Here is an 18416-nt window from a genome sequence, read left to right as displayed (position 1 = left end):
CCTGACGGCCGCTCAGGCGTGCAGCCAGTTTTCAACCCTATTCCGCCGCCACGCCCATGCGCATGCGCTCCATCTCCTCGAGCGCGCGACGGTATTCGACCGGCATGACCTTGCGGAATTTCGGCCGGAAATCCGCCCAGTTGTCGAGGATCGCGCGCGCACGCTCCGAACCCGTGTAGCGGTAGTGGTTGGAGATGAGGTGCGCGAGCCGCTCCTCGTCGTGGCGGGTCATGTCGCCAGAAACGTCGACGCGGCCCATATGCGCGATGTCGCCGCCATGGTGGTGCAGCTTTTCGAGGATGTCGTCCTCCTCCGGCACCGGTTCGAGCTCGACCATCGCCATGTTGCAGCGCTCGGCAAAGTCTCCCGCCTCGTCCAGCACATAGGCAACGCCGCCCGACATGCCGGCGGCGAAGTTGCGCCCCGTCTGGCCGAGCACGACGACCACGCCGCCCGTCATGTACTCGCAGCCATGGTCGCCCACGCCCTCGACAACCGCGACCGCGCCCGAGTTGCGCACGGCGAAGCGCTCGCCCGCCACACCGCGGAAGTAGCACTCGCCCTCGATGGCGCCGTAGAGCACGGTGTTGCCGACGATGATGGAGCGTTCCGGCACGATCGCCGAACGCGACGAGGGCCTGATGACGATGCGCCCGCCCGACAGGCCCTTGCCCACATAGTCGTTGGCATCGCCTTCCAGCTCGAAGGTAATGCCACGCGCCAGAAACGCGCCGAAGGACTGGCCTGCGGTGCCGGTGAAGCGCACGCGGATGGTGTCGTCCTTGAGCCCCTTGTGGCCGTAGCGCTTGGCCACCTCGCCCGACAGCATGGCGCCGGCGGTGCGGTCGATGTTGCAGATGTCGAAGGCGAGCTCGACCGGCTCCCTGCGCTCCAGCGCCGGCTGGCTGGCGGCAATCAGCTTGCGGTCGAGCACGTCGTCGATCGGGTGCTTCTGCCGCTCGGTCCAGCGGATTGCCTCGCGCGGCGCCTCCGGCTTGTAGAAGATGCGCGAGAAATCGAGGCCCCTGGCCTTCCAGTGCTCGATCATCGCCCGCTTCTCCAGAAGGTCGGACTGGCCGATGATGTCGTCGAGCCGGGTAAAGCCCATCTCCGCCAGAATCTGGCGCACCTCCTCCGCCACGTAGAAGAAGTAGTTGATGACGTGCTCGGGCGTGCCCTTGAAGCGCTTGCGCAGCACGGGGTCCTGCGTGGCGATGCCCACCGGGCAGGTGTTCAGGTGGCACTTGCGCATCATCAGGCAGCCGGCGGCAATCAGCGGCGCGGTGGAGAAGCCGAACTCGTCCGCCCCCAGCAGGGCACCGATGATGACATCGCGCCCGGTGCGCAGGCCGCCATCGACCTGCAGCGCCACGCGCGAGCGCAGGCCGTTGAGCACCAGCGTCTGGTGCGTCTCGGCCAGACCCATCTCCCACGGGCTGCCGGCATGCTTGATGGATGTGAGCGGCGAAGCGCCCGTGCCGCCATCATAGCCGGCGATGGTGATGTGGTCGGCCCGCGCCTTGGCGACGCCGGCTGCCACCGTGCCCACACCCACCTCCGAGACCAGCTTGACGGAGATGTCGGCGGACGGATTGACGTTCTTCAGGTCGAAGATGAGCTGCGCCAGATCCTCGATGGAGTAGATGTCGTGGTGCGGCGGCGGCGAGATGAGGCCGACGCCGGGGGTGGAGTGGCGCACCTTTGCGATCGTCGCATCGACCTTGTGGCCGGGAAGCTGGCCGCCTTCGCCGGGCTTGGCGCCCTGAGCCACCTTGATCTGTATCATGTCGGAATTGACGAGATACTCGGTGGTGACGCCGAAGCGGCCCGAGGCCACCTGCTTGATGGCCGAACGCTCGGGATTCGGCGTGCCGTCGGGCAGGGGCAGGAAGCGGTCGGCCTCCTCGCCGCCCTCGCCGGTGTTCGACTTGCCGCCAATGGCGTTCATGGCGCGCGCCAGCGTGGTGTGCGCCTCGCGGCTGATGGCGCCAAAGGAGATAGCGCCGGTGGAGAAGCGCTTGACGATCTCCGAGGCCGGCTCCACCTCGTCCACCGGCACGGGCCTGCGCCCGGTCTTCTGCGCCGTCCTGATCTCGAACAGGCCGCGTATGGTCTTGGCCCTGGCCGTCTCGCCATTGATGATTTCGGCAAACTCCCGGTAGTTGTCCCAGGAGCGCTTGCGCACCGCGTGCTGCAGCGTGGCCACGGCATCGGGTGACCAGGCATGTTCCTCGCCACGGATGCGGTAGGCATATTCGCCGCCCACCTCGAGCGCGTTGCGCAGCACGGGATCGTCGCTGAAGGCGGCGGCGTGCCGGGCCACCGTCTCGGCGGCAATCTCCTCCAGGCCCACGCCCTCTATGGTGGTGGCGGTGCCGGTGAAATAGCGCTCCACGAACTCCGAGCGCAGGCCCACCGCGTCGAAGATCTGCGCCCCGCAATAGGACTGGTAGGTGGAGATGCCCATCTTGGACATCACCTTGAGGATGCCCTTGCCGATGGACTTGATGTAGCGCTTGACCACCTCCTCGGCATCCACCTCCGGCGGAAACTCGCCCTTGGCGTGCATGTCGTTGAGGGTGTCGAAGGCCAGATAGGGATTGATCGCCTCCGCGCCGTAGCCTGCCAGGCAGCAGAAATGGTGCACCTCGCGCGGCTCGCCCGATTCCACCACCAGGCCGACGGCGGTGCGAAGCCCCTTGCGGATGAGGTGATGGTGCACGGCCGCCGTGGCGAGCAGCATGGGAATGGCCACGCGGTCCGGCCCGATCTGCCGGTCGGACAGGATGATGATGTTGTAGCCGCCGGCGACCGCCGCCTCCGCCCGCTCGCACAGCCGGTCGAGCGCACCGGCCATGCCGGCAGCGCCCTCCAGCACCGAATAGGTGACGTCGAGCGTCTTGGTGTCGAAGCGGTCCTCGGTGTGGCCGATGGAGCGGATCTTTTCCAGATCGCCATTGGTCAGGATCGGCTGGCGCACCTCCAGCCGCTTGCGCCGCGAGGTGCCCACCAGATCGAAGATGTTGGGTCGCGGGCCGATGAAGGACACCAGGCTCATCACCAGCTCCTCGCGGATCGGGTCGATCGGCGGGTTGGTGACCTGGGCGAAGTTCTGCTTGAAGTAGGTGTAGAGCAGCTTTGGCTTGTCGGACATGGCCGAGATCGGCGTGTCCGTGCCCATGGAGCCGATGCCCTCCTGGCCGGTGGTGGCCATGGGCGCCATCAGCATCCGCGTGTCTTCCTGCGTATAGCCGAAGGCCTGCTGCCGGTCGAGCATGGAAACGTCGCGACGAAGCTCGCGCGGGGCCACCGGCTTGAGCTCCTCCAGGATGAGCTGCGTGTTGTTGAGCCACTCGCGGAACGGATGCTTGGTGGCGATCTGCGCCTTGAGCTCGTCATCGGAGATGATGCGCCCTTCGGCCAGGTCGATGAGCAGCATGCGGCCGGGCTGCAGCCGCCACTTGGAGACGATCTTCTCCTCCGGCACGGCGAGCGCGCCGGCCTCCGAGGCCATGATGACGCGATCGTCGTCGGTGACGATGTAGCGGGCCGGGCGCAGGCCGTTGCGGTCGAGCGTGGCGCCGATCTGCCGCCCATCGGTGAACGCCACGGCCGCCGGACCGTCCCAAGGCTCCATGAGGGCGGCATGATACTCGTAGAACGCCTGCCGCTCCGGGCTCATCAGCCTGTTGCCGGCCCAGGCCTCGGGGATGAGCATCATCATGGCATGGGCCATGGGATAACCGCCCTGATAGAGAAACTCCAGCGCGTTGTCGAAGCAGGCGGTGTCCGACTGGCCTTCGTAGGAGATGGGCCACAGCTTGGAGATGTCGTTGCCGAACAGCTCCGAATCCACCGACGCCTGGCGTGCGGCCATCCAGTTGACGTTGCCGCGCAGCGTGTTGATCTCGCCGTTGTGCGCGACCATGCGGTAGGGATGCGCCAGCTTCCAGGAGGGGAAGGTGTTGGTGGAGAAGCGCTGATGCACCAGCGCCAGCGCCGACTCGAAACGCGGGTCGCGCAGATCGCCGTAATAGGCGCCAAGCTGATAGGCCAGGAACATGCCCTTATAGACGAGGGTGCGCGCCGACAGCGACACGATATAAAAGCCGTTGTCGCGCCCTTCCGTCTCGGCGTGAACGCGGCCCGAGACCACCTTGCGCAGGATGTAGAGCCGGCGCTCGAACTCCTCCTCGCTCGCCGCGCCCTCGCCGCGGCCGATGAAGACCTGGCGGTGCACCGGCTCGGAAGCGGCGATCTCCGGTGCCTTGGAGAGGCAGGAATTGTCCGTCGGCACGTCTCGGAAACCGAGAAGCACCTGGCCTTCCGCGCGCGTGACCTCGGCGATGATGTCTTCCAGGTGCTGCCTGAGCGCGGGGTCGCGCGGCATGAACAGGTGGCCGACGCCATAGTGGCCGGGCGGCGGCAGCTCGACGCCCTGCCGGGCCATCTCCTCGCGGAAGAAGCGGTCGGGAATCTGGACCAGCATGCCCGCCCCGTCGCCCACCAGCGGATCGGCACCGACCGCGCCGCGATGGGTGAGGTTTTCCAGCATCCTGAGGCCATCCTGGACGATGGCGTGCGACTTGACGCCCTTCATGTGGGCGACGAAGCCGACGCCGCAGGCATCGTGCTCGCGGGCGGGATCGTAAAGGCCCTGCGCCGCGGGCAGGCCGGCGGGAGCGCCCGCGCGTTTGACGGCTGCCGTCCGGGCCCGCATGGCGGGCACCTGCCCGGTGGGTACAGATGGCGTCAGCTCCGTCATCGTCTCTTCCTCCGCGTTCGGCCCCCTGCGGGGCGTCGGGTCTGTTTCGGGCGGCCCTTCCTCTGGCGGCGCGTCCCGGTCGGTCGCTCGGCATATCTTGCGAAAAGCCGGAGGAACGCATTTGCGTCGCGATGCGTTCCCTCGCGTGACGTCGCTTCGGGCCTTGCCGGCCCTCGCCCGCCACGTCCGCATATCCTCCCGGTGTCCGGCCCGGCGCCGTTCATTATAGCGCAAACCGACCGGTGGACAGCGGATAAATAAGACAGCAATCCTGTCCTATTTCCTCACATGCCAGAAAATGGCGCGTCGTACAAGACGAAAATGCAAAAAAACCGCAGGGGCTGAGCAACAAAGTTGCGGCATTCGCGCCTTTCCGGCAAGTTCGGGACGATCCACAGAACGCTGGCCGCCGCCCGCACTCAAGTCTTGAAATGCCGGCGGGCAAGAAGCCACTGTGCTCGCCGCAGCCTGAGAGGACCGCAATGCCGATCAATTTCGCCTCCGACAACTGGGCCGGCGCCCATCCCGCGATCACGCAGGCCCTGGCCGAGAACGCGCCGGGCTTTGCCGCCGCCTATGGGCTGAGCGACCTCGACCGCAAGGTGGAGGAGCGCTTCTGCGAGATCTTCGAGCGCGAGGTGGCGGTCTTCTTCGTCGCCACGGGCACCGCCGCCAACGCCCTTTCCATGGCGCTCGTCAACCGGCCGGGCGGTGTGGTCTTCTGCCATGAGCACGCGCATATGGTGGAGGATGAGGGCGGGGCGCCGGAATATCTGACCGGCGGGGCGAGGACCCACGGCGTGGCCGGCGCGCGGGGCCGCATCGACGGACCGGCGCTCGAACGCGCCATCGCGCAGTTTCCGGCCGCCTTCGTGCATGCCGGCCAGCCCATGGCCGTGTCGCTGACCCAGGCCACGGAGATCGGCACCGTCTATTCGCTCGACGCGATTGCCGCCATCGCCGGGATCTGCCGTGCCCACGGCATACCCCTGCACATGGACGGCGCGCGCTTTGCCAATGCGCTGGTGGCGCTCGAAACGACGCCGGCGCAGATGACATGGCGCAGCGGCGTCGACATCGTTTCCTTCGGCGCCACCAAGAATGGCTGCTGGTGCGCGGAGGCCATCGTCGTCATGGACCCGGCAAAGGCTCGCGACATGCCCTTCCTGCGCAAGCGCGCCGCCCATCTCTTCTCCAAGTCGCGCTTCATCGCGGCCCAGTTCGAGGGCTATTTCCGCGACGATCTCTGGCTTGCCAATGCCCGCCACGCCAACGCCATGGCGGCGCAACTGGCCGACATTCTCGACCGGGCGGCAGCCACGCGCCTGGCCTGGCAGCCGCAGACCAACGAGGTCTTCGCGCTGATGGGCGAGCAGACGGCCGCCGCGCTGCGCGAGCGAGGAATCTTCTTCCACCCCTGGGCCGTGCCGCGCGACATGACGGCACGGGCCGGCGAAGGGCTCTACCGCTTCGTCACCTCCTTCGCCACGACGCGCGAAGACCTTTCGGCGCTGGCCGCCGCGCTCGGCTAGGCCGCGCACATCGCCCTCACGGAATGGTGAGGGCGCACTCGCGCGCGGTTGATTTCCACGTGACCGCCCGTTCTGCGACAAACGGAAGCGCCGGACAGCCTTCCGGCGACGTTCATTCGCATCTTTCAATGGCGAGAGGAGAATACCCATGTCCAAGAAAACCATCGCATTGAGCGCGGCCTACATTGCCGGCTCCGTGGCCGCTGCCCTTTCGAGCGGCGCGCTGGCGACCGCCGCCCAGGCGCAGGAGAAGGTGAAGTGCTACGGCGTGGCGCTGGCCGGCCAGAACGACTGTGCCGCCGGCCCCGGCACCACCTGCGCGGGCACCTCCACCCTCGACTATCAGGGCAATGCCTGGAAGCTGGTGGATGCCGGCACCTGCGAGACGATGGAGCTGCCCGGCGGTCGCACCGGCTCGCTGGAGCCGCTCGACCGCGACCTGCCGGCCTGAGCGCCGAACGGCGGCGCCGGCCCGCGCAAACGGGCCGCGCCAGCCCGGCCTGCGGGCCGGGATCAATCGGAGGGAAGCGGACAATGACAGGCGAAATGCGTCACGGCCCATCGGCGGGAAGCTCCCGCTTTCCGCGGCTGGATATCGGCGGCCGCGCCGGCGCCAGCTTCAAGCCGCAGCACATCGAAACCATCCTTGACGACCCCGCGCCCGTCGGCTTCTTCGAGGTTCACGCGGAGAACTACATGGGTGCCGGCGGCCCGCCGCACGCCGCGCTCGCTGCCATCCGCGAACGCTGGCCAGTTTCGCTGCACGGGGTGTGCATGTCCATCGGCGGCCCGCAGCCGCTCGACAGGGACCACCTGAACCGCTTCAAGGCGCTGGTCGAGCGATACGAGCCGACGCTGGTTTCGGAACACCTGGCATGGTCGACCCACGAAACCACCTACTACAACGATCTTCTGCCCCTGCCCTACACGCCGGCCACCCTGGCCCGCGTGGCAGGCCACATCGAGCAGATGCAGGAGGCCATCGGCCGGCCAATCCTGCTCGAAAACCCCTCGACCTATCTTCTCTTCAGGGAATCCACCCTTTCGGAGACCGACTTCCTGCGCGCCCTCGTGCGCCGCACCGGCTGCGGGCTGCTGCTCGACGTCAACAATGTCTTCGTCTCGGCCACCAATCACGGCTTCTCGGCGCTCGAATATCTGGCCGACTTCCCGCTGGAGCATGTCGGCGAGATCCACCTGGCCGGCCATGCCGAACAGCAGGACGACGAGGGTGCGCCGCTGCTCATCGACAGCCATGACGGGCCGGTGGCCGATGCCGTGTGGAAGCTCTACGAGATCGTGATCGCGCGCACCGGCCCGGTTCCCACCCTCATCGAATGGGACAGCGCCATTCCCGAATGGCCGGTGCTGAAGGCGGAAGCCGCCGCCGCGCAGGCGATCCTCGACCGCCACGCGGCCCTGCCCGAAGGACAGGCCGCCCATGGCTGAACTCGTCCCTTCCATCGCCGGGCGCCTGGCCTATGCGGCCGCCTTCACGCCGGGCCTGCTCGACCCGCAGCGCGCCGAGCCGACCCTCGTGAGCGGGCCGAACGGCAAGGCGGTGAAGAAACGCTATGCCGTATACCGCAACAATGTGACGGTGAGCCTCGTCAACGCCCTCGCCGAGACCTTTCCTGCGACCCGGCGCATCGTCGGCGAAGACTTTTTCCGCGCCATGGCTCTGGTCCATGTCCGGCAAAGCCCGCCGACCTCGCCGCTTCTGTTCGAATATGGGCGCGGCTTTGCCGAGTTCATCGAGGGCTTCGCGCCCGCCCGCGCTCTGCCGCACCTGGCCGATGTGGCGCGCATCGAGCGCGCCTGGCTCGACGCCTATCACGCCGCCGACGCGGCGCCGCTGGCGCCGCAGGCGCTTGCCGCCGTTCCGCCGGAGGCACTGGGCGCGGCGGTCTTCACCGCCCATCCGGCAGCCCGCATCGTGCGCTCGCGCTTCGCCGCCGTCAGCATCTTCAGCGCCAGCCGGCAAGGCCGGCCGGAACCGCCGCGCGAAGCGCAAGGCCCGGAAGATGCGCTGATCACCCGCCCGCATCTGGAGGTTTTCGTGCGGCGGCTGCCGCCCGGCGGTGCGACCTTCCTGCAAGACCTGATGGCCGGCCGGCCGCTTGGCGAGGCGGCGCAGGCCGCGCTGGACGCGGCGGAGGCATTCGACCTGGCCGGCAATCTCGCCGGCATGCTGGAGGCCGGCGTCTTCACGGCTGTCAACACGAGCGAGGAATGAGCAGGATGACCAAGATCGAACACACCGGACCGGCCGGCAGCACGCGCGCGCTTCACGCGCTGGTCGAGCAGGCAAATGCCCTTGTGCGGGCCATCGCCGTTCCCTCGCTCACCCAGTTCGTGCTGCGCCTGGGGCTTGCCGTTCCCTTCTGGCGGTCCGGGCTCGGCAAATGGGACGGCTTCCTGCAGCTCAACGATGCGGCGGTGTTCCTGTTCGCGCAGGAGTTCAAGCTGCACCTGCCGGGCGGCCCCTACAGCTATCCGGCTCCGGGGCTGACCGCCTTTCTGGCGGGTTCGGCCGAGATCCTGCTGCCGCTGCTGCTCGTCGCCGGGCTTGCCACGCGGCTTGCCGCCTTCGCGCTGCTTGCCATGACGGTCGTCATCCAGCTTACCGTGCCGAGCGGCTGGCCCATACACGTGACGTGGGCGGCGATGGCGCTTGCCCTGATGGCCTGGGGGCCGGGCAGGCTGTCTGTCGACCACCTGCTGGCGCGGCGCGCGCGATAGGCCCCCATGCAAAAGCGGCGCCCGCCGGGCGCCGCTCCGTCAGCTTCCCTCGAAGCGCCGTCGGCCTCAGGCCGCCTTGGACTCGATCTGCTTCGAGGCGGTTTTCGGCGTGGTGATCGCAATCTTGCGCGGCTTCATGTCTTCGGGGATGTTGCGGACGAGCGCGATGTGCAGCAGGCCGTCCTTCAGCGTCGCACCTTCCACTTCGACATGGTCGGCAAGCTGGAAGCGGCGCTCGAAGCTGCGCGCGGCGATGCCGCGATACAGCACCTCCGTGTTCTCGTCCTGCTTCTCCTCGTTCCTCTCGCCCTTGACCGTCAGCACGTTGCGATGCGCCTCCACCGAGATCTCGTCCTCGGAGAAGCCGGCGACAGCCATCGAGATTCGATAGGCGTTCTCGCCCGTGCGCTCGATGTTGTAGGGGGGATAGGTCTGGCCGTTATCAAGCTGCCCGAGCGAGTCGAGCATGGTGAAAAGCCGGTCGAAACCGACCGTGGAACGGTACAGCGGGGAAAAATCGACGTGACGCATGGTCTGTCCTCCTGTCGAGCAACAAGTTTGCGTTTGGCCGTTTGCGGAAACCCTCAGCGGCGCTCCCTGCGAGCCAGCGGCCCCGTCATCGGCGACCGCAGTAGAAATCTGGGTATTTCGCCCGGCGCATTCAAGAGGCGGCGAGAGCGCGCGGGAAGCTGAACGCAGGCTGAACGACGCCTTCGCCCTGCGTTCAGCTTTGCCCGTCTAGCCTTCCTCTCACCGCAGCTTCCCGGGCGCATGCCAGCCGTCCCTTCCATGTGGCCGGGAAGCGCCGGGGGTGGCAAGAACGGGCCGCCCCCGGCACGCGGCGCGCAGAAAATCCTTTGCTTTTGCCCGGCTGTCTTCCTATCACGTGCGGACCCGTGCCCAGGGACACCCGAAATGGCCGATCTGCTGCGCAAAACACCGGACAATCCCGTGCCCAAGGGCGCGGTGGCCGGCATGATGACGGCAGGCGACGGCGTGCGCATACGCCACGCGCATTTTCCCCTGCCCGGCGGCGAGGGCGGCACGGCCATCATCCTTCCCGGACGCAACGAGTGCATCGAGAAATATTTCGAGACGGTGGGAGACCTCGCCGCGCGCGGCTTCGCCGCTGTTACGCTCGACTGGCGCGGCCAGGGCGGCTCCGACCGGCTCCTGCGCGACCCGCGGCGCGGACATGTGGACAGCTTCGACGACTATGTGGCCGATCTCGACCAGTTCTTCCGCGAGATCGTACTGCCGGACTGCCGCCCTCCCTTCACGGTGCTGGGCCATTCCATGGGCGGGCTGATCGCCCTGCTCGCGGCGCCCGATCTTGCCAGCCGGGTGGAGCGCATGGTGCTGCTCGCACCCCTCCTTTCCCTGCGCGAGCCGCGGGCGCCGTTCGCGGCCAAGCTGCTGGCCAATCTCTATTTCGCCATCGGGCTGGGCGCACGGCCGATGCCGGGCGGAGGCCGCCGGGGAAGCGAAGGGGGCTTCGAGCACAACCGGGTGACGAGCGATCCCCGCCGCCATGCGCGCAACCAGGCGCTGTTCCGCGAGCATCCCGAGCTTGGCGTGGAGCTTCTCACCGCCGGCTGGCTGCGCGCCGCCATCATCGCCATGGAGCGGGTGAGCGCGCCGGATTTCATGGCGCGCATCCGCCTGCCGGTGCTCTTCCTGGCCGCCGGTGCTGACCGCGTGGTCTCCACCCCCGCCATCGAGCGCTATGCGCGGGGCCTGCGCGCCGCTAGGGCGCTGACCATCGACGGCGCACAGCACGAGATCCTGCAGGAGATCGACCTTTACCGCGAGCAGGCACTGGCCGCCTTCACGGCCTTCGCACGGCCGGCGGCAAAGGGCCCGCGGGCCGGCACGGGCGAAGAAGCCGCCAGAGCCGGCTGAGGCGCGCCGGAAACGGTGAACCCGGCCTTTCTGCCGCCCTGTCAGCCACGCAAAAGCTCGAGCGCCCTTTGGTGCAGCTCCGGCGTGGCGGCAGCGACGATGTCTCCGCCGCCTTCCGCCCGCCCGCCATCCCAGGTGGTAACGACGCCGCCCGCCTGCTCGATGATCGGGATGAGGGCCACGATGTCATAGGCGTTGAGGCCGCTTTCGATCACCAGATCCACATGGCCGGCCGCCACCATGGCGTAGGCATAGCAGTCGGTCCCGTAGCGCGGCAGGCGCACCGCCGCCTCCACTCGGTCATAGAGCTTTCTGCGCGGCGCGTCGAACAGCGCCGGCGTGGTGGTGCACAGCGTTGCCTCCTCCAGCCGCGTCGTGGGCCGTACGGCAAGCCGGCGCCCGCCCCCCGGCCCTTCATAGTGCGCGCCCTCGCCATCGGCATAATAGAGCTCGCCCGTGAAGGGCTGCGACATCATGCCGGCCACCGCCCGGCCCTCGACGGTGAGCCCCACCAGCGTGCCCCATAGCGGCAGCCCGGAGATGAAGGCGCGCGTGCCGTCGATGGGGTCGATCACCCAGACATGGCTGTTGTCCGTGCCTTCGGCGCCGAACTCCTCGCCCAGAATGCCGTGGCCGGGAAAATGGCTGCGGATGAGGGCGCGAATGGCTTCTTCCGCCGCGCGGTCGGCCTCCGTGACGGGGTCGAACCCGGCCGCGTGCTTGTTGGTGACGGCACCCTGTCCGCGGAAGCGTGGCAGGGTCTCGGCCGCCGCGGCGGCCGCCAGGCGGCGCATGAAATCGGGCGTGGGCGCGGTCTCGGACATTCGGCTTTCTCCGTCAGGAAACGGCCACCCGGCTCGCAGGCTGGCGATCCTGCAATCGGGCTTGCATTAGGGGCTTGACAATTGTGCAGCGCAACATAAAATTCGAGCTGGATAGGTTGATTCTATCCATGCCCTCCTTGGGCGTTTCCTCCCTAGACTTCTGACCGTGTCGTGTAAACGATGCGGTCACTTTTTTGCCCGAGGGGCGGCTCTGGCCGAGCCGCTGCGCACGGTTCTACTCCGCGGCCAGCGGCATGGCGAGGAAATATGGATCGGGGATGCTTGTCAAAGCGCGCATGAAGGCGGCGAGATCCGCGGCGAGCGCCTCGAAGCCGGATGAGCGTTCGAGCGTGCGTTCGTTCATGTAGAGCCCGCGGTTGATCTCGATCTGCAGCGCGTGGAGCCGATCGGCCGGCCGGCCATAATGCTCGGTGATGAAGCCGCCGGCATAGGGCTTGTTGCAGGCCACCGCATAGCCACGGGCGGAGAGCAGCGAGACGGCATGGTCTGTCAGCGCGCGCGCGGCCGAGGAGCCGAAACGATCACCGATGATGAAATCCGGCCGCACCGACCCGTCGCCGACGCGCACATTGGCCGGCATGGAGTGGCAGTCGATGAGCACCGCATAGCCGAAAGTGGCGCGCGTGCGCTCCAGAAGCCCGGCAAGGCAGGCGTGATAGGGCTTGTAGATGTGTTCGATGCGCGACAGCGCCTCGGCCAGCGGCAGGCGCGCGGCATAGATGTCGAGCCCTTCGCCCACCAGCTTCGGCACGGTGCCGAGGCCCCCGGCCACCCGCGGCGAGCGGACATTGGCGAAGGAGGGCACCGGCTCGCGGAACATGCGCGGATCGAGCTCCCACGGCTCGCGGTTCACATCCAGATAGGCGCGCGGGAAATTGGCGACGAGGAGCGGCGCGCCGAGGGAGGCGGCGGCGGCGAACAGCTCGTCGACATAGCAGTCCTCGGAGCGGCGGATGGAGGCGGCATCGAGCCGACTCATGGCAAGAAAGCGCGGCGGATAGTAGCGGCCGCTGTGCGGCGAATTGAAGACGAAGGGAACCCGCTGCTCGCCTGCCGCCTGCACCTGGAAGGCAGGGATGTCGGTAAAGTCCGCCTGTGCGCCCATGTGGGTGGTTCGACCCCGCAAAACCCTTGATCTTGTTGCCTGCAAGCCTGCCACCGGGACGCCCCCATGTCCAGAGCACCGGCCTTGCATGCCGCCGTTCACTTGATATTTACCATGCCGAACGCATATAGCGTGCGTTCGCTTACTGCGCGCATTTCGGGGCGGCGGGTTATTTCGGAAGTTACCATGGCACGGATCCTTCTTGCGGAAGATGACGACGACATGCGGCGCTTCCTCGTCAAGGCGCTGGAGCGCGCCGGCTACGAGGTGGTCGATTTCGACAATGGCGCCGGCGCCTACGAGCGACTGCGCGAGGAGCCCTTCTCGCTGCTTCTGACCGACATCGTGATGCCGGAAATGGACGGCATCGAGCTGGCCCGCCGCGCCACCGAGATCGACCCCGATCTCAAGGTGATGTTCATCACCGGCTTTGCCGCCGTGGCGCTCAATCCCGATTCCAACGCCCCGCGCGATGCGAAGGTGCTGTCCAAGCCCTTTCACCTGCGCCAGCTCGTCGACGAAGTGGAGAAGCTGTTGCAGGCGGCGTGAAAGCGCCCTTGACGCCGGGCGCGAATAGTGGTGTATGGCGCGGCGTCGGATGGGCGTGTAGCTCAGCGGGAGAGCACTACGTTGACATCGTAGGGGTCACTGGTTCAATCCCAGTCACGCCCACCATCCTCCCCCTCAAATTTGACGGAACGTTCCTCCTGCCGGCGCGGGCGACCTGCCATGCGAGACGGGGGCGGCTGCGGCATGCTATGATTTTGCAGGCGCTTGGGCGGAGAACGGCCCTCGATGCCTGCCGAGCCCCGCGCCCTGCAAGAAAACCCGGAGGGAGGCCGCCGATGAACACCGCGAACCTGCAGATGGAGGGCATGCTGATGGCCGTGTCGGCGCTGTGCTGCCTGCTGCGCGAGAAGGGCCTGGCCGAGGCGGAGGAGATCGACGCGGCGCTTGCCGGGGCCGAGACCGCGCTTGCCGGAGACCGGCTGCGGCCCGGGCAGCTTTCGTCCGCCAATGTCGAGGCGATGCTGTTTCCCCTGCGCTTCCTGCGCGAGGCCAACAGGCGCGCCCTGCCCGGCGCCGCCTATAGCGAGATCGCCGGCAGCGTGGGCCGCATGCGGCGCACCACGGCCTGAACGGGCGCCACGTTACGGCAATTTAAGGTGCGGCCCGCCCCACTTCTGCCCTAGAAGGAGGCAAGGCGCAAAGACGGCGTGCGCCGGCATGCACGCGATGGCACCCGGAGACGCGGATGAAATGGTGGAAACAGGCCCTGTTGTGCCTCCTGATCCTGGGGGTGGCGGCCGTCGTCTGGTACCGCTTCTTTCCCGGCGCTGCGGAAATGGCGGCGGAATGGGGCATCGGCGAGGCCCCGGCAGCCACCGCCCCCGCCGCCGGCGCGCGCCGGGGCGGCCCCCGCGCCACGGGAAGCCCGGTGGTGATGGCGCCGGTGGAAAGCGCCACCATCAATGACCGGCTGAGCGCCATCGGCACGGGCAGCGCGCTGCGCACCGTCGCTCTGCGGCCTTTCGCCTCCGGGCAGATCGTCGAGATCGCCGTGGAACCGGACAGCCAGGTGGCGGCCGGCGAGGTGATCGCCCGGCTGGACTCGGAGGGCGAGGTCATCGCCGTCGATCGCGCCAAGCTTGCCTTGGACGACGCGCGCGCCCGCCTGGCGCGCATCGAGGCGCTGCGCTCCTCCAACACCGCGACGGCAGTGCAGAAGACAGATGCCGAGCTTGAGGTGCGCAATGCGGAGCTTGCCCTGCGCGAAGCGCGGCTGGCGCTCGAAAGGCGGGCCATCACCGCCCCCATCGCCGGCCATGTGGGCATCCTGCCGGTCTCGGTGGGCGACTATGTGACCTCCTCGGACGACATTGCGGTCATCGCCGACCGCTCGCAGATCCTCGTCGATTTCTGGGTGCCGGAGCGCTATGCCCGCGCCGTCGTGCCGGGTGCGCCGTTGACTGCCGAATCCATCGCCCGGCCCGACGAGACCTATCGCGGCACGGTGCGCGCCGTCGACAATCAGGTGGACCCGGAGAGCCGCACCCTGCGCGTCCAGGGCCGCATCGACAACCCCGCCGACACGCTGCGCTCGGGCATGGCCTTCCGCGTGCGCATGGCATTTCCCGGCGAGCGCTACCCGGCGGTCGACCCGCTCGCCGTGCAGTGGGGGCGCGAGGGCGCCTATGTCTGGGCCGTGCGCGACGGCGTGGCGCGCCGCGTTCCCGTCACCATCATCCAGCGCAATGCCGACAGCGTGCTGGTGGAGGGCGCGCTGGCCGCCGGCGAGCAGGTGGTGATCGAGGGCGTTCACGCCGTGCGCGAGGGCGTGCCTGTGGCGCGCGGCGAGGAGCCGGCGCGCTCGTAAGCGGAGACAGGGCAATGGGCGCGGCAAGACGGATGACACAGGCCGATGGCGGCATCACCGCGCTTTTCGTGCGACGGCCCGTTCTCGCCTTCGTCTTCAACACGCTCATCGCCGTGGCCGGCCTGGCCGCCCTCTACGGCGTCGAGGTGCGCGAGCTGCCGGCGGTCGACCGCCCGGTCGTCTCCGTGACGACACGCTTCGAGGGCGCGGCGGCGGAGACCATCGACCGCGAGATCACCGCCACCATCGAAAGCGCGGTGACACGGATCGCCGGCGTTTCGGCCATCTCCTCCTCCTCGTCCTTCGGCCGCAGCCGGGTGACGATCGAGTTCAACGAGAATGTCGACATCGACGCCGCCGCCTCAGACGTGCGCGACGCCGTGGGCCGCGTGCAGAACGACCTGCCGGAGGACGCCGACGTGCCGACCGTCGTCAAGGCCGACGACGACGCCCAGCCGGTGATGCGCCTGGCCGTGACCTCCGACGAGATGAGCATCGAGGACATGACGGTCTATGTCGAGGACGAGATCGTCGACAAGCTGGCAACCGTGCCCGGGGTTGCCGATGTCCAGGTTTATGGCGAACGCGACAAGATCTTCCGCGTCGATATCGACCAGGCGCGGCTTGCCAGCCTCGGCTTTACCGTGGGCGACATCGGCAATGCGCTGTCCACCGTCGCCTTCGACAGCCCCGCCGGCTCGCTCACAAGCGCCTCCCATGACCTGATCGTGCGCGCGACGGCCACCGTCGCCACGCCGCAGGATCTCGAAAACATCCAGCTTTCACGCAATGTGCGCCTCGGCGACGTGGCGGCGGTCGCGCTGGGCCCCGATATCGGCGAAAGCCGCCTGCGCTCCAACGGAAAGAACGGCATCGGGCTCGGCATCGTGCGTCAGGCGCAGTCGAACACGCTCGACATCTCCGAGGGCGTGCGCGCGGCGGTAGAGCGCATCCGCCCGGTGCTTCCCCCGGGTGTGGAGATCGCCGTCACCAGCGACGACGCGATCTTCATCAAGGGCGCCATCCATGAGGTGGAGATTGCGCTGGCCATTGCGGTGACGATCGTGCTCGTCGTCATCTTCCTGTTCCTGCGCGACCTGCGGGCCACCGTCATTCCCGGCGTGGCGATTCCCGTGGCGCTGATCGGCACGGTGGCGGCGATCTATCTGGCCGGCTTTTCCATCAACATCCTGACCCTTCTGGCGCTGGTGCTGGCCACCGGCCTGGTGGTCGACGATGCCATCGTCGTGCTGGAGAACATCGTGCGCCGGCGCAACCAGGGCATGGGGCCGCGCGCCGCCGCCGTGCTGGGCACGCAGGAGGTCTTCTTCGCCGTCATCGCCACCACGGCGGTGCTGATGGCGGTCTTCGTGCCGCTCTCCTTCCTGCCCGGCCAGGCGGGCGGGCTGTTCCGCGAATTCGGCTTCGTGCTAGCCTTCTCCGTCTTCCTGTCCTCCATCGTCGCCCTGTCGCTGTGTCCGATGCTGGCATCGCGCATGCTCGTCTCCGGCGAGCGCGGCGCGGCGCAGGAAGCGGCCACCGGCCCGCTCGGTCGTCTCGGCAACGGGCTTTCCCGCCTCTATGCGCGCACCCTGCATTTCTGCCTCGACGCGCCGGCGGTGGTGCTGCTCGCCTCCGCACTGTTTGCCGGCGCCGCCTACGGGCTGTTCGGGCTGGTGAAATCGGAGCTCACGCCCACCGAGGACCGCGCCGTGGCCTTCATGCGCGTTTCCGCCCCGGAAGGGGTGAGCCTCGACTATCTGACCAGCAAGATGCGCAGCATCGAGATGCTGATCGAGCCGCTGCGCGAGCGTGGCGAGATCCGCAACACCTTCTCCATCGTCGGCTGGGGCGGTTCCAACAGCGGCTTTCTGGTGCTGGGCCTGGCCCCCTGGGAGGAGCGCGAGCGCACCCAGCAGGAGATCCTGGACGAGGTGAACGGGCTTGCGGCCGGCGTCTCCGGCGTGCGCGCCTTCGCCTTCCAGCCCAACAGCCTGGGCATTCGCGGCTCCGGCAGCGGCCTGCAGTTTGCCGTGGCCGGCTACGATTACGACCGGCTGAGCGATGCGGCCATCGCCATCGTCGAGGAGATGGAGAAGGACCCGCGCTTCGACAGGCCGCGCCTGACGCAGGATGCCACCCAGCCGCAGCTCAAGGTGGAGATTGACCGCCAGCGCGCCGCCGACCTGGGCATCGAGATCGCCGGCCTCGGCGAATCCCTGCAGGCGCTGCTCGACGGGCGCCGGATCGGCTCGCTGTTCATCGAGGACAAGAGCTTCGACATCAAGCTTGTTTCCACCACCGACCCGGTGAACGACCCGACAGACCTGGAAAACATCTTCGTGCGCACCGGCGATGCGCGCTTCGTTCCGCTTTCGACCGTCGCCACCCTGCGCGAGGAGGCCGTACCGCCCTCGCTGCAGCGCGAGGAGCAGATGCGCGTGGTGCGCGTGACATCCGGCCTGGAAAACGGCTTTGCGCTGGGCGACGCGCTGGCCCGTGCGGAGGAGATCGCCGCCCCTCACCTGCCGGAGGGGGCCCGCATCATCCCGCTGGCCGAGGCGGCAACGCTCGGCGGGACGGCCGACAGCATGCTGACCATCTTCGGCTTCGCGTTGATCATCATCCTGCTTGTGCTGGCGGCCCAGTTCGAAAGCTTCATCAGCGCGCTCATCATCATGGCGACAGTGCCGCTGGGCCTCGCCTGTGCCGTCTTCGCGCTGCTTCTGACCGGCACCAGCCTGAACGTCTACAGCCAGATAGGCCTCGTGCTGCTGGTCGGCGTCATGGCCAAGAACGGCATTCTCATCGTCGAGTTCGCGAACCAGCTCCGCGACCGGGGCCTCGGCGTGCGCGCGGCGGTGGAGCAGGCCGCGCTCATCCGCCTGCGGCCGGTCGCCATGACCATGATCTGCACCGTGGTGGGCGGCGTGCCGCTGGTGCTGGCCACGGGCGCGGGCGCGGAAGCGCGCATTGCCCTTGGCTGGGTGATCGTCGGCGGACTGGGGCTTTCCGCCCTTTCCACGCTTTACCTGACCCCCGTGGCCTATCTGCTGCTTGGCCGCTTCACCACCCCCAAGGCCGAGGAGGAGGCCCGCCTTCAGGGTGAGCTCGAACGCGCCGCCTCCACCCAAGGACGCTGAGCCCC

General features: G+C 68.0%; 14 protein-coding genes and 1 tRNA gene. 11 read left to right on the top strand and 4 right to left on the bottom strand.

Annotation, left to right across the window (positions count from 1 at the left end):
- Positions 1 to 37: 37 nt before the first annotated feature.
- Positions 38 to 4765 carry a glutamate synthase large subunit gene (gene gltB / locus NYR58_RS04845; protein WP_378074556.1) on the bottom strand — a complete coding sequence of 1576 codons (4728 nt, stop codon included), beginning with the start codon at positions 4763 to 4765 and terminating at the stop codon, positions 38 to 40.
- A gap of 488 nt (positions 4766 to 5253) precedes the next feature.
- On the opposite strand from gltB, the gene NYR58_RS04840 reads away from it, so the two are divergent.
- The 5 genes from NYR58_RS04840 (at position 5254) to NYR58_RS04820 (ending at position 9039) form a co-directional block, all read left to right on the top strand.
- A complete protein-coding gene (locus NYR58_RS04840; protein ID WP_261519446.1) occupies positions 5254 to 6297 on the top strand; it encodes a threonine aldolase family protein in 1044 nt (347 codons plus the stop codon).
- 148 nt (positions 6298 to 6445) lie between these two features.
- A complete protein-coding gene (locus NYR58_RS04835; RefSeq protein WP_261519347.1) occupies positions 6446 to 6748 on the top strand; it encodes a BufA1 family periplasmic bufferin-type metallophore in 303 nt (100 codons plus the stop codon).
- 83 nt (positions 6749 to 6831) lie between these two features.
- Positions 6832 to 7746: an MNIO family bufferin maturase gene (gene bufB, locus NYR58_RS04830; protein WP_261519346.1), complete on the top strand. Its 915-nt coding sequence runs from the start codon at positions 6832 to 6834 to the stop codon at positions 7744 to 7746.
- Positions 7739 to 8533, top strand: coding sequence for an HvfC/BufC N-terminal domain-containing protein (locus tag NYR58_RS04825; RefSeq protein ID WP_261519345.1), 795 nt, complete (start codon positions 7739 to 7741; stop codon positions 8531 to 8533). Before bufB ends, NYR58_RS04825 begins: the two co-directional genes overlap by 8 nt.
- A 5-nt stretch (positions 8534 to 8538) precedes the next feature.
- Complete coding sequence (locus tag NYR58_RS04820) at positions 8539 to 9039, top strand: DoxX family protein (protein ID WP_261519344.1); 501 nt, start codon at positions 8539 to 8541, stop codon at positions 9037 to 9039.
- 66 nt (positions 9040 to 9105) lie between these two features.
- On the opposite strand, the gene NYR58_RS04815 is transcribed toward NYR58_RS04820, so the two are convergent.
- On the bottom strand, positions 9106 to 9570 hold the full coding sequence (locus tag NYR58_RS04815; RefSeq protein WP_261519343.1) for an Hsp20 family protein: 465 nt from the start codon (positions 9568 to 9570) through the stop codon (positions 9106 to 9108).
- Positions 9571 to 9954: 384 nt separating this feature from the next.
- Between NYR58_RS04815 and NYR58_RS04810 the strand changes: the two genes are divergently transcribed.
- Entirely contained in the window at positions 9955 to 10941 is a 987-nt protein-coding gene (locus tag NYR58_RS04810) for an alpha/beta fold hydrolase (protein WP_261519342.1), read from the top strand.
- 41 nt (positions 10942 to 10982) lie between these two features.
- Here the strand turns inward: NYR58_RS04810 and hisN are convergent, their stop codons facing one another.
- On the bottom strand, positions 10983 to 11765 hold the full coding sequence (hisN, locus tag NYR58_RS04805) for a histidinol-phosphatase (RefSeq protein WP_261519341.1): 783 nt from the start codon (positions 11763 to 11765) through the stop codon (positions 10983 to 10985).
- A 235-nt stretch (positions 11766 to 12000) separates the two neighbouring features.
- A complete protein-coding gene (locus tag NYR58_RS04800; RefSeq protein ID WP_261519340.1) occupies positions 12001 to 12891 on the bottom strand; it encodes an N-formylglutamate amidohydrolase in 891 nt (296 codons plus the stop codon).
- Between the two features lie 186 nt (positions 12892 to 13077).
- Between NYR58_RS04800 and cpdR the strand changes: the two genes are divergently transcribed.
- From cpdR to NYR58_RS04775, 5 genes are all read left to right on the top strand, one after another.
- On the top strand, positions 13078 to 13440 hold the full coding sequence (gene cpdR / locus NYR58_RS04795; RefSeq protein ID WP_261519339.1) for a cell cycle two-component system response regulator CpdR: 363 nt from the start codon (positions 13078 to 13080) through the stop codon (positions 13438 to 13440).
- 51 nt (positions 13441 to 13491) lie between these two features.
- Positions 13492 to 13566 (top strand) — tRNA-Val (locus NYR58_RS04790).
- A gap of 170 nt (positions 13567 to 13736) precedes the next feature.
- Entirely contained in the window at positions 13737 to 14030 is a 294-nt protein-coding gene (locus tag NYR58_RS04785; RefSeq protein WP_261519338.1) for a hypothetical protein, read from the top strand.
- Positions 14031 to 14146: 116 nt separating this feature from the next.
- Positions 14147 to 15268 carry an efflux RND transporter periplasmic adaptor subunit gene (locus NYR58_RS04780; protein ID WP_261519337.1) on the top strand — a complete coding sequence of 374 codons (1122 nt, stop codon included), beginning with the start codon at positions 14147 to 14149 and terminating at the stop codon, positions 15266 to 15268.
- A 14-nt stretch (positions 15269 to 15282) separates the two neighbouring features.
- Positions 15283 to 18411, top strand: coding sequence for an efflux RND transporter permease subunit (locus tag NYR58_RS04775; protein ID WP_261519336.1), 3129 nt, complete (start codon positions 15283 to 15285; stop codon positions 18409 to 18411).
- Positions 18412 to 18416: the final 5 nt, after the last annotated feature.

Source organism: Chelativorans intermedius (assembly GCF_025398255.1).
Classification (GTDB): Bacteria; Pseudomonadota; Alphaproteobacteria; order Rhizobiales; family Rhizobiaceae; genus Chelativorans; species Chelativorans intermedius.
The sequence above is the reverse complement of the archived record's forward strand: the minus strand, read 5'-3'. Positions and strand labels throughout refer to the sequence as shown.